Genomic DNA, 12,386 nt, shown 5'->3' on the forward strand with positions numbered 1-12,386 from the left:
TGTTATGCTTCGTTGGTATTCCTAACCTTAACATGATAGAATACATTCGGTTGTGTTCCCACATGTTCCAGCAAGTGGTACATACGGTCACTTTCTTTCAATTCGGCAACTTTACTCTTATCATCGTTTATATCCCCAAAGACAATTGCTCCATTACCACAAGCAGATGAACATGCCGTTTGGAATTCCCCATCTTCTATCACTCTTCCATCTCTTTTAGCATCCAAAATAGTCTTCTGTGTTTTCTGAATACACATAGAACATTTCTCAATAACACCTCTAGAACGAACATTCACATCCGGGTTCAATACCATTTTACCCAAATCATTGTTCATATGGAAATCGAACTCATCGTTATTGTTATATAGGAACCAGTTAAAACGTCTTACTTTATAAGGACAGTTGTTTGCACAGTATCTTGTACCAACGCATCTATTATAAGCCATTTGGTTTTGACCTTGACGACCGTGTGAAGTTGCCGCTACCGGGCAAACTGTTTCACATGGCGCATGGTTACAGTGTTGGCACATTACAGGCTGAAAAGCTACCTGCGGATTAGCAGAAGGGTCTTCTAATTCTCCAAATCCTCCTAAAGAACCATTATCACCAGACAAGCCATCAAATCCGTTCTTCTTAGCATCATCCTGTTCAAACGTTTCTTCAGAAGAATAATATCTATCAATACGCAACCAGTGCATATCCCTAGATTTTCTAACCTCCTGCTTACCAACTACTGGTACATTATTTTCAGCATGGCAAGCGATAACACAAGCACCACATCCCGTACAAGCATTCAAATCGATAGACATATTAAAGTGATGCCCAATAGAACGGTCAAAACTATCCCATAAATCTACAGAAGTTGCAGGTACCTCTTGATGATTCAAAGACACCTGGGGAACATGATTCCATTCCGCGTGGTCTTTTGTGTTAAAAATTTCCAAGGTTGTTTCCTTGATGATATCACCTCTACCCATAAGGGTTTTATGCAACTGAATACAAGCAAACTCATGATCATTTACTCCAGTTACCTTTTCAATCTTAACGGACTGATTAGCACTAAAACCGTCATACAATGCAAAGGCATTAACACCCGTTTGCATTTCCTCTTTCATACCCACCATTTTGCCATAACCAAAAGAAAGTCCTACCGTTCCTTTTGCCTGACCTGGCTGCACCACTACCGGCACCTTATTTAAAGTTGCTCCGTTAACGGTAATAGTAACATAGCTACCATTCATTCCACCATTGGCCACATTCACATTCTCTAAGCCCATTGCCTTAGCATCCGCCTTAGAAACCGTGACGTAATTATCCCATGAGACTCTAGTTATAGGGTCAGGGAATTCCTGCAACCATGGATTATTAGCCTGCTGACCGTCTCCCATACCCACTTTAGAATACAAAGTAAGCTCCATTCCTTCACTTGTAGCATTTGCGAGGCTACGCAAGGCGGAAGCTATTGGTAAAGCTGTAACGGCTTCAACATCATCTTCACTGGTAACCTCAGCAATAGGACTTTCAGCATCGACCATCATAGTGGAGGCACTGAACACACCGTCTTGAAGGGTCTGACTCCAATCGGATTCACCTAAAATTCCACCAGTCCAAGTTTCCTTTATATAATCATAATATGTTTTATCACTACCCAGCCATCCCAAAACAGCCGACTGAAATTGTTTGGTATCAAACAACTCTTGTATTGTAGGCTGCATTAAACTGTAATGACCTTTCTTTATTTCCACATCACCCCAAGATTCCAAGTAATGATTAGAAGCTGCAACATACTGTACCGCCTCTGTAGTTTCATTCCAGTTCGTTGAAAATGCTACCGACAAATCAACTTTACCAAGGCCTTCTTTAAAATCAGCGGTATTAGGCAAGGAATACATTGGATTTACACCATCAATAATCAAAGCCCCAACCCTTCCAGATTTCATATCGGCGATTAAAGCGTTCAGTGCTTTTACACTTCCTTGTCTTACCAGTTTGGGAGCATCGGCATCAAAAGCTTTACTACCCAACATTTCATTTATGGCCAAAACAACAGCTTGCGCATTTACATCGTCTAAACCAGTTACAACAACTGCATTAGCACCTGCTTTTTTAATTTCTCCTGCAATTTGATCCACAACAGCATCGTATTCGGAGGTATTACCACCTACAGAAGTGCCGTTGAGCTTACCATAGACTTTGGCAAGAACTACTTTTTGAGCCGATGGAGACAAAGGAATTCTTTTATCCGCATTAGCGCCAGTTAGAGACATATTAGCCTCTAATTGCACATGCCTTGACATTTTTCCCTTTTTAGGAACTCTGCCTCTTGAATAACCCGCATCGTATCCTCCACCTTGCCAATCCGATAAGAAATCAGCACCGAAAGAAACAATAAGTCCCGCCTTTTCAAAATCATAATCGGCCAGAGCGCGTTCCCCATATTTGTTTTCGAAAGCGGTTAAAGCAGCATCCTCCGATATAGCGTCATATGTTACGTGATGAACATTCTCATTAGCAGCCTTTAAATCGCCCATCAATCTGGTCATGGAAGGACTTGCATAGGTTTGTGTCAAAAAGGCAATCTTTTTAGAGGACCCTTTTAAACTTCCCATCTTAGCCTTAACGGCAGCATTTAAAGCATCCCACTCTATTGGCTCGCCATTGGCCATAGGACCTTGCAATCTTGTACTATCATAAAGTGAAAGCACAGAAGCCTGTATTCTGGCGTTCGCCGACCCACCAACTTTAGCCAAGGTATTATTCTCTACTTTGATTGGCCGCCCTTCTCGTGTCTTGATTAAAATACTAGCAAAATCAAAACCATTCGCTATTGAAGTTGCATAGTAATTCGCAACACCGGGAACAATATTTTCTGGCTGAACAACATAAGGAATAGACTTAATAACCGGCCCCTCACATGCCGCCAAAGAAGCTGCAGCCGTACTAAAACCAACATATTTAAGAAAATCCCTACGATTTGTATTTGTTGCCGATAAATTTTCCTTATCGCCCAAGAAATCATCAACAGGAATAGGCTCTACAAATTCGTTTTGCTTTAGTGCCTCAACAATGGAATCGTTAGGATTTAACTCCGCCTCGTTCTTCCAATATTTTTTGTTTGATGCCATACGTAATATCTGTAATTAGCTTCTTAAATTATTATTAATAGTGACACTTTCCACATTCCAAACCACCCATTTGAGCAGCTGTCAAATTCTCTACACCATATTTTTTGGAAAGTTCGGCATGAATTTTCTCATAGTACTCATTACCCTCTACCTTAACATTGGTTTCTCTGTGACAATTGATACACCAACCCATTGTCAATGGAGAGTACTGATACATGATTTCCATTTCCTCTACTGGACCGTGACATGTTTGACATTCCACACCAGCCACAGAAACGTGTTGTGAGTGATTGAAATAGGCAAAATCTGGCAGGTTATGAATACGAACCCACTCTATAGGCTGACTCTCGCCAGTATACTTCTGGTTCTCTTCATCCCAACCTACAGCCTTGTACAACTTTTTAATCTCTTTGGTATAAAACTCATTCGTATATCCATTCGCCAAATCCTCTTGCGTAGGCCCTTCTGGATTACCTTTGTACTCATAAATAGATTTATGACAGTTCATACATACGTTCATGGCAGGGATTCCCGAATGCTTAGACACCCTAGCCGAAGAGTGACAATATTTACATTCAATTTTATTGTCTCCCGCATGTATTTTGTGTGAGTAGTGAATAGGCTGAATAGGCGCATAACCTTGGTCAACACCAACCTGCATCATCCAACCATATGCGAAGTAAGCACTACCCAATAACAGAAACACCACCGTCACCAAAACCAAAAATTGATTTTGAGCAAAAGCCTTCCAAATTGGTGTACGCTTTTCCGCATTTTCCTTTTCAACGGTAATTCCGTTCGCCTCTGCAATTCGAGTTAAAGTTTTGTTTACCAAAAACAACATCACCACCAGAAGACCAAACACCAATACGAGCGCTCCTAAAATAAGCTCGTTGGATATGCCTGAATTAACATTAGCAGGGGTTATTGACGCAACCTCACCAGCAGCAGGGCCAGCCGGAGCGGGAGGTGGAGCGGCCGTGTAGGCTAAAATATTATCGATATCAGCATTGGAAAGCGTTGGAAAAGCAGTCATTGCCGCTTGATTGTATTCCGCATAAATCTTATTCGCATAAGCGTCACCAGATTTAATCATTCCAGGACTATTCTTTATCCAACGGTACAACCATTCCTTATCCAAACCTTCATCCTCGTACAAACGCGTTTCTACGTTTGCCAGAGCAGGCCCGGTCATTTTTCTGTTAAGTGCGTGACATGCAGCACAGTTTTGATTGAACAATGATTTTCCTGCAGCAGCATCACCACTAGACTCTTCTACCGCTTCTGCCTCAACAACCGCCTCTTCTTGGGCAATCATCGAATTTGAAAAAAATAGAAAAACTACTAAGCTGAAACCTAAAACTTTAGAAAACTGATTGCGGTATAGAACCTTTTTCATAGATAGAATATTTCAATCGGAATCTTGGCATGATTTTAGTCGATATACCTACAGATTTCCTGTAAATATGTGCCTTGATCGAGCACAAAAATACGACACAGAATTTATTTTAAAAAATGTTAATGGAGTTATAATTTATAATTTATAACTGTTCTAAATAACTAAAAATGCTAATGCATTATTCCTTAAAAAATTACATTTGCAAACATAGCATGAGTATAAATAATATTGGTATGAAAAAAAACATTCTGACGCTTTTAGCACTTACTACCTTACTATCGGCTTACGGTCAACAGGGCCAGTTAAACATAAATCAAGACCAACAGATTACCAAGCTTTTAGAAATTTACAAATCCGCTCTAAAGAACAATGAATACTATAGAGTTCAAATAGGTTTTAGCAATAACGACGCAAAGGCGCAGACGCTCAAATCTAATGCGGCGATAGACTTCCCAAATTTACCCTCAAGAATAGATTTTGCATCGCCTACATATAGGGTAAGAATTGGCAGGTTCAAAACAAAATTAGAAGCTGAAAGAATGTACAACAAGATTAGGCTCAAATATCCTAACGCCATGCTATTAAAACCAAAAAAATCGACCAAATAGGTCGATTTTTTTTATCCTTTTTCCAAATAAAATCTTATTTAGATTTTAGTTTCTTTTTAACCGCTACTTCTTGGAAAGCTTCTACGATATCTCCTATTTGAATATCGTTGTAATTCTTTATCTGAAGTCCACAATCGTAACCTTTTGAAACCTCCTTAACATCATCCTTAAATCGTTTCAAAGAAGCAAACTCCCCTGTATAAATCACAACACCATCACGGATTAAACGTATATTAGAATTACGGAATAACTTACCATTGGTAACCATACAACCTGCGATAGTTCCAATTTTAGAGATTTTGAAAGTCTCTCGTATTTCCGCTGTACCGGTAATTTCTTCCTTCATTTCAGGAGAAAGCATACCTTCCATCGCATCTTTAAGGTCGTTAATAGCGTCGTAAATAATGGAGTACATACGGATATCTATCTCCTCTTTCTCCGCAATGGCTTTAGCATTACCCATTGGTCTCACATTGAACCCAATGATTACTGCATCTGAAGCAGATGCCAATAACACATCTGATTCCGTAATAGGCCCAACTGCTTTGTAGATAATATTAACTTGAATCTCATCCGTAGATAATTTTTGGAAAGAATCCGTGAGTGCTTCAACAGAACCATCAACATCACCCTTTAATATGATATTTAGCTCCTTAAATTCTCCTAACGCGATTCGTCTACCAATCTCATCCAATGTAATGTGGCGTTGTGTTCTAACGGATTGCTCACGCTGTAACTGCGACCTTCTCGCTGCAATTTGTTTTGCTTCACGTTCGTCTTCTAAAACGTAGAATTTATCTCCTGCCTGTGGTGCACTATCCAAACCAAGAATAGAAATAGGTTTAGACGGTCCCACCTCAGCAACGTTTTTTCCACGCTCATCTTGCATAGCCTTTACTTTTCCACTCGTAGTGCCGGCTAAAACATAATCGCCAATTTTAAGCGTACCTGCCTGCACTAAAATCGTGGAAACGTAACCTTTACCCTTATCTAAGAATGCCTCCACAACGGTTCCTGTTGCAGATTTATCTGGGTTGGCCTTGAGCTCAAGCAATTCTGCCTCTAACAATACTTTTTCTAACAATTCCTTTACACCATCTCCTGTTTTGGCAGAAATGTCGTGAGATTGAATTTTACCACCCCAGTCCTCTACCAAGAGATTCATTTGCGCAAGACCTTCTTTAATCTTATCAGGATTAGCTGTTGGTCTATCAATTTTATTAATGGCAAAAACCAAAGGAACACCTGCTGCTTGCGCATGACTAATAGCTTCTTTAGTTTGTGGCATAATATCATCGTCTGCCGCAATTACGATTATTGCAATATCGGTTACCTGAGCACCTCTTGCGCGCATCGCGGTAAAGGCTTCGTGACCGGGAGTATCCAAGAAAGAAATTCTTTCACCGTTTTCTAGCGTAACACCGTATGCTCCGATATGCTGAGTTATACCGCCGCTCTCACCGGCTATTACATTCTCTTTTCTAATGTAATCCAGCAATGAGGTTTTACCATGATCAACATGCCCCATAACCGTAACAATAGGAGCTCTTGGCTCTAAATCTTCAGGAGCATCCTCTTCTTCTACAATACTTTCTTCTATATCCGCAGTTACAAAATCAACCTCATAACCAAACTCCTCCGCAACTATGGATAAAGTTTCAGCGTCTAAACGCTGGTTCATCGTTACCATAATCCCTAAGGACATACATGCCGAGATAATCTCCGTAGTAGAAACATCCATCATTGTAGCCACCTCGCTTGCCGTAACGAACTCCGTTACTTTAAGTACTTTACTCTCTAATTCCTGTTGTTCAAGGTCTTTTTCTGTTTGCTCTCTATGTTGATCTCTCTTACTCCTTCTATACTTTGCCCCTTTACCTTTTTTGGACTTTCCTTGAAGTTTTTCTAAGGTCTCACGTACTTGCTTTTGAACATCTTCTTCGGATGGCTCTACTTTATTAACCGTTGCAAAGCGCTTATTTCCTTTTCTATCTCCTCCTGAATTTCTAGAACCTGCACCCGACCCTGAAGTATTTTTAGTAACAATACGTCTTCTGCGTTTCTTGCGGTCCGTGTTGGTAGAAGATTTTTCGTCCTCCTTTTTCTTCTTTGGCTTCTGAAATTTGGTAAGGTCTATTTTATCACCTGTAATCTTTGGACCGGATAATTTCTGATACTGCGTCTCTATAGTCACAGGTTCATCAGTATCCTCTTCGGCTGCATTTTCCGAAGACGCTTCTTTAGCTTTTGGCTTAACTTTCTCAGCCACTTCTTTTTCTTTTGCAGGAGCCTCTTTCTTCTGCTCTGCAGCTGGAGGTGTCTCAGTCTTAACACTCTCCTTGGGAGTTTCCTTAACTTCCTCCTTAGGAGTTTCTTCTTTATTCTTCTTGGGGTTCAAGTCAATTTTACCCACTGTTTTGGGACCTGCTAGCTCCGCCTTCGCCTTAATAATCTTCTCATTGGAAGCATTTCTTTTTTCACGTGCTAATCTACGCTCTTCCTGCTCTTGTTCTAACTGAACCCGTATCGCCTCTTTTTCCTTGCGCTTTTCTTCCCCGACCTCTTTAGACGCAACCTTTTTGCTCATATCGGTCTGGAACTCATCAAGTAGCACCTGATAAACTTCATTAGATATTTTTGTGGTAGGCCTTGCCTCCACATCGTGTCCTTTACTGCTAAGAAAGTCCACTGCCCTATCCAAAGAAATATTAAGTTCTCGAAGAACTTTATTAAGCCTTATTGTTGCATTGTCTGCCATAAATACTGATTCCCGTTCTTTATTTTTTTGCTAAGATATAGCTAATCTTCTAATTCTTCTTTAAGGATACGTACTACTTCCTGTATGGTCTCTTCCTCTAAATCCGTACGCTTAACCAAATCGTTAACCTCTTGTTCCAATACGCTTCTGGCCGTATCCATTCCAATTTTCTTGAACTCTTCGATTATCCAAGCATCTATTTCATCTGAAAACTCTGTCAACTCTACATCCTCTTCAACACCTTCCCTAAACACATCTATCTCGTATCCAGTTAGTTGTCCTGCAAGGCGAATATTATGACCACCTCTCCCTATTGCCTTGGATACCTCTTCCGGTTTAAGGTAAACCTGAGCGGTCATTTTCTCGTCGTTTAACTTCACGGTAGAAACTCTGGCCGGACTCAGTGCCCTAGTCACCAATAACTGTGGGTTAGCGGTCCAATTGATAACATCAATATTTTCATTACCCAATTCTCTAACGATACCATGTATACGGCTACCCTTCATACCCACACAAGCTCCTACAGGATCAATACGGTCATCATAAGAATCTACCGCTACTTTTGCTTTCTCCCCGGGAATACGAACTGCTTTCTTAATGGTAATTAGACCATCGAAAACTTCTGGTATTTCCTGGAAGAACAATTGCTCCAAAAATATAGGTGAGCTTCGGGACATTATAATCGTCGGTTTAGCGCCCTTAAGCTCTACACTTTCTATAATACCTCTTACATTGTCTCCTTTTCGGAAAAAGTCCGATGGTATTTGTCTATCTTTTGGAAGAATAATTTCATTACCCTCATCATCAAGAAGTATTACCGCCTTATGTCTAATATGATGGACTTCAGCCGTATAAATTTCACCTTCCAAATCCTTGAACTGCTTATATATCGTAGTATTATCATGTTCATGAATTTTCGAAATCAAATTTTGTCTCAACGCCAATATAGCTCTTCTTCCCAGGTCAATTAATTTAACCTCTTCGGACACGTCTTCACCAACCTCAAAATCTGGTTCAATTTTTCTAGCCTCCGTAAGCGAAATTTCTTCATTAGGCTCCTCTACTTCACCATCTTCAACAACAATACGGTTACGCCAAATTTCTAAATCTCCTTTATCAGGATTTATAATGATGTCAAAATTATCGTCCGAACCAAATTTCTTTTTTAACGCATTTCTGAAAACATCTTCCAAAATTGCCATAAGCGTTACCCGGTCTATGAATTTATCATCCTTGAACTCAGAAAAAGATTCTATTAACGCAATATTTTCCATTTGTTACTACAATTAAAATTTTAATTTAACTTTTGCTTTCCTTATTTCAGAAAAGTTTAATTCTTTTTTCTTTTGGACCGTTACCTTACCCTTACCAATTGGCTTAGGCTCTCTTGCTTTCCACTCCAATACTATATATTTATCATCGGCGAAAGTAAGGTTTCCCTCAAATTCACCTTCATCTGTCAGAACCTCTAATTTTCTACCAACATTCTTTTGATACTGTCTTGGCATTAATAATTCCGCAGTTGCACCAGCCGAAGCAACCTCTAAGGCAAAATCTTGCTCCTCTCTATCTAAATTATGTTCGATGGCCCTACTTATTTTTATGCAGTCCTTTACGGTAACACCCTCATCCCCATCAATAACAACCTTTATCTTATTATCAGATGAGATTGTAAAATCTATTAAGAACAATGATTCATCCTCCGCTAATCCCGTATCCAAAAGCTCCTTAACCCTTGTTTTTAACATAAAACCAAGTAATAAAAGAGGGGACAAATTGTCCCCTCATGAATACTAATATCCTTTCAGTGATGCAAATATACAATAATCTTTGTTTTTTACAATACCCTATACCGCTACAATGAAACGATTTGAGATAAAAGCTTGGTCTCACAAAAATTAAAGGATGCAAGAACGAAAGCTTTGACTAATTAATGTTAATTTTAAGCTACACAAACACCTAACCCTTTTAGAAATGGATTTACTTTCCTCCTATAATTTAATCATTGAGGCTTCTGTTATTATTATACTTTCATTTTGGTTTAACGGTATTTCTAAAAAAACCAATATTCCGTCTGTTTTAATGCTCATTGTACTGGGTATTATTCTTCAATATGTTTTAAAATATTTTGTCCCTGAAACTTTAGATTTTTCTGGGGGTCTAGAATTATTGGGTATCGTTGGGCTCATCATGATAGTTCTGGAAGCCGCTTTGGAGCTAGAGCTAAAAAGAGAAAAATTGGTGCCTATTCTAAAATCCATGGCCATTGCGTTAATTGGTCTTGTTGGTTCTGCATGGGTAGCCGCTCTTATTCTATTTCAATTTATTCCAGAAATGTCCATGCAATCAGCATGGCTTTATGCCACACCTTTATCAATTCTCTCCAGCGCCATTATCATACCAAGCGTCAGCGGACTCTCAGAAGCTAAAAAAGAATTTCATATTTACGAGAGCACCTTCTCGGACATCATGGGAATAATGATGTTCTATTACCTCATTGGAGGATTAAATCCCGCAGAGGACGCAGGTGCCGCTGGTTTTGCGGGAAACCTTGTGCTCACCATAGTTATTGGATTAGCAGCGAGTTATGCTATAATCCTTATTTTTCAGCAAATTAAGAGTCAGGCTAAATTATTTTTACTGATTGCCGTACTGCTCCTACTTTATGCTATTGGAAAAAAATTCCACTTATCTTCCTTAATCATCATATTAATATTTGGTCTGGTAATCGCGAATGTGAAGCTCTTTTTTCCTGGAAAGATGGCAGTTTTCCTTGAAAATGAAAAGCTGAATCAAATTTATCACGAATTACATATTATAACCTTAGAGACTGCATTTGTGGTACGAACTTTTTTCTTTGTAGTCTTCGGGTTAAGCATCGCCATTACTTCGCTCTTTAGTTTTAACGTAGCGCTTATAAGCCTGTTAATAGTCTTTTCTATTTACGCCATACGTTTTGTAATTCTAAAGATTTTCGTTGGTAAGGATATTCTTCCCCAACTTTTTGTGGCACCAAGAGGTCTAATTACCGTACTTCTATTCTATGCAATCCCTGTTGAAGCACAAGTTGAAAATTTTGAGTCCGGTATTCTTCTGTTCGTCATTATAGCCACTAGCTTGGTCATGACTTGGGCCATGATAAAGGACAAGAAGAAAATGAACACGATGTTAGACGAAATAGATGAGGAGTATAAAGAGAGGAATGAGGCGGAAGACACCCTTAGAGAAAAGACAGAAAGCGATTTAATAGCGGACAAAGAAGGTGATTTCGGAGAAACAGAAGAACCGGAAATTATTTAGCACCACTTCTTTTGAGTCAATCCTTATTTATTCGGCGTAACAGCACCGAGTAGCAGACTAGCTTCTTGTGCATCCTCGGCGTTCATACTATCCATTTCTTTTCTGAACCGCAATATCATTAGCGTGTCCAATTGATTGTTGATACTATCCCGCATTGTCTTCCAATTAGTAGCATTCATCTTTTTACTATATTCCGTAATCTTATTGAATCTGGATAAATTGTACCTGTTAGCTTTCCAAGCATGCTCTGTACTCTTTTGATGTTGCACATCTTGCAAGTATACACCAACACCAAAACTGATCAAAAGAAGTACAATAATTACTTTTAAATTCTTAGCGGTTAATTTCATAGTTATTAGCTCTAATTAAATGGGGGTAAAACTAACAGAGACGGAGAACAATCATGTACTATTTCAACAAAATCCTTATCTCAATCATGACCGAATATACAAAATAGAAGATATCCTTATAAAAAATAAACGTTGATAAGCCAATAAAACTCCATAAAATTCAATTTGATACCTAGTCACAGAAATTGTTATAAAAATTGACTATATCCTCTAGCCTATTCAATTTATACGTACCAGATTTTATTCTTTCCGCCAAGCTAGGACAATCCTTAAAATAATATGCGCCCATTTGTTTAAAATTAGCTCCCGTAGATTTGTCCTTAAAATACCTGGCCATGGTTTCATTCACTCGTTTAACACAAAGATCTTTGCCTACAGAAGTTTTTTTGTATGAAAGATTTAAGGCAACAGAAGCCGCACCAATATTTCCTAATGGCAAACCAGGCCCTACAGTAACCCATCCTTCGGTCAGATAAGAAAACTTATAAAGGCTCATATCCCCGGCAATAAGCAATTGAGCCAACTTAGTTGTACCCTGATTTACAACTTGAATATATTCATAAGTAACACGCCCACCATTTTTATACATTTCAATTCTTTCAATTTCTGGGTATGTATAGACTTTCGAATCGTCACTATTGGACTTAACAAATTCCACCCCCCCTACCGTGGTCCACAAATCTCGCAATACCTTCCACTACGGTGCTATCTTTAAGCAACAATCTTGTTGCGCTCTTCTGGGCCTTTACAAAGCATAAGGGCAAACAGATAATAACGACTAGGCCGATAATTTTGTGTATCATTGAAAACGAGGTTTATGACTTAAATTATTTCAATAAAATAAAA

The 12,386-nt window shown here is 39.0% G+C and carries 9 protein-coding genes; 2 read left to right on the plus strand and 7 right to left on the minus strand.

What is annotated here, in order from left to right:
* Window positions 1-2: 2 nt before the first annotated feature.
* Window positions 3-3,125 (minus strand): TAT-variant-translocated molybdopterin oxidoreductase, encoded by a 3,123-nt coding sequence (locus SJY09_RS10230; protein ID WP_396635622.1) that lies wholly within the window; start codon window positions 3,123-3,125, stop codon window positions 3-5.
* Between the two features lie 34 nt (window positions 3,126-3,159).
* The gene (locus SJY09_RS10235) at window positions 3,160-4,524 is read right to left on the minus strand and encodes a cytochrome c3 family protein (protein ID WP_396635623.1); all 1,365 of its coding nucleotides are present in this window, start codon (window positions 4,522-4,524) and stop codon (window positions 3,160-3,162) included.
* 233 nt (window positions 4,525-4,757) lie between these two features.
* On the opposite strand from SJY09_RS10235, the gene SJY09_RS10240 reads away from it, so the two are divergent.
* Window positions 4,758-5,132: an SPOR domain-containing protein gene (locus SJY09_RS10240; RefSeq protein ID WP_396635624.1), complete on the plus strand. Its 375-nt coding sequence runs from the start codon at window positions 4,758-4,760 to the stop codon at window positions 5,130-5,132.
* 34 nt (window positions 5,133-5,166) lie between these two features.
* Here SJY09_RS10240 and infB read toward each other — a convergent pair whose 3' ends face one another.
* The 3 genes from infB to rimP are packed head-to-tail and all read right to left on the minus strand — an operon-like array spanning window position 5,167 to window position 9,638.
* The gene (gene infB / locus SJY09_RS10245; protein WP_396635625.1) at window positions 5,167-7,890 is read right to left on the minus strand and encodes a translation initiation factor IF-2; all 2,724 of its coding nucleotides are present in this window, start codon (window positions 7,888-7,890) and stop codon (window positions 5,167-5,169) included.
* A 41-nt stretch (window positions 7,891-7,931) separates the two neighbouring features.
* The gene (gene nusA, locus SJY09_RS10250; protein ID WP_396635626.1) at window positions 7,932-9,164 is read right to left on the minus strand and encodes a transcription termination factor NusA; all 1,233 of its coding nucleotides are present in this window, start codon (window positions 9,162-9,164) and stop codon (window positions 7,932-7,934) included.
* Between the two features lie 12 nt (window positions 9,165-9,176).
* Entirely contained in the window at window positions 9,177-9,638 is a 462-nt protein-coding gene (gene rimP, locus SJY09_RS10255) for a ribosome assembly cofactor RimP (RefSeq protein WP_396635627.1), read from the minus strand.
* A gap of 226 nt (window positions 9,639-9,864) precedes the next feature.
* Between rimP and SJY09_RS10260 the strand changes: the two genes are divergently transcribed.
* Window positions 9,865-11,190, plus strand: coding sequence for a cation:proton antiporter (locus tag SJY09_RS10260; protein WP_396635628.1), 1,326 nt, complete (start codon window positions 9,865-9,867; stop codon window positions 11,188-11,190).
* A 23-nt stretch (window positions 11,191-11,213) separates the two neighbouring features.
* Here SJY09_RS10260 and SJY09_RS10265 read toward each other — a convergent pair whose 3' ends face one another.
* Together SJY09_RS10265 and SJY09_RS10270 are read right to left on the minus strand one after the other, a co-directional pair.
* Window positions 11,214-11,540, minus strand: a complete 327-nt coding sequence (locus tag SJY09_RS10265; RefSeq protein ID WP_396635629.1) for a hypothetical protein — start codon at window positions 11,538-11,540, stop codon at window positions 11,214-11,216.
* 172 nt (window positions 11,541-11,712) lie between these two features.
* Window positions 11,713-12,228 (minus strand): hypothetical protein, encoded by a 516-nt coding sequence (locus SJY09_RS10270; protein WP_396635630.1) that lies wholly within the window; start codon window positions 12,226-12,228, stop codon window positions 11,713-11,715.
* Window positions 12,229-12,386 lie beyond the last annotated feature (158 nt).

The sequence above is a fragment of the Maribacter sp. R77961 genome, assembly GCF_044594925.1.
GTDB lineage: Bacteria > Bacteroidota > Bacteroidia > Flavobacteriales > Flavobacteriaceae > Maribacter.

Excerpts from the sequence above, each read along its gene's own strand:
- infB (WP_396635625.1), bottom strand. The coding sequence starts at position 7,890 with ATGGCAGACAATGCAACAATAAGGCTTAATAAAGTTCTTCGAGAACTT.
- SJY09_RS10235 (WP_396635623.1), bottom strand. The coding sequence starts at position 4,524 with ATGAAAAAGGTTCTATACCGCAATCAGTTTTCTAAAGTTTTAGGTTTC.
- nusA (WP_396635626.1), bottom strand. The coding sequence starts at position 9,164 with ATGGAAAATATTGCGTTAATAGAATCTTTTTCTGAGTTCAAGGATGAT.
- SJY09_RS10260 (WP_396635628.1), top strand. The coding sequence starts at position 9,865 with ATGGATTTACTTTCCTCCTATAATTTAATCATTGAGGCTTCTGTTATT.
- SJY09_RS10265 (WP_396635629.1), bottom strand. The coding sequence starts at position 11,540 with ATGAAATTAACCGCTAAGAATTTAAAAGTAATTATTGTACTTCTTTTG.
- SJY09_RS10240 (WP_396635624.1), top strand. The coding sequence starts at position 4,758 with ATGAAAAAAAACATTCTGACGCTTTTAGCACTTACTACCTTACTATCG.
- rimP (WP_396635627.1), bottom strand. The coding sequence starts at position 9,638 with ATGTTAAAAACAAGGGTTAAGGAGCTTTTGGATACGGGATTAGCGGAG.
- SJY09_RS10230 (WP_396635622.1), bottom strand. The coding sequence starts at position 3,125 with ATGGCATCAAACAAAAAATATTGGAAGAACGAGGCGGAGTTAAATCCT.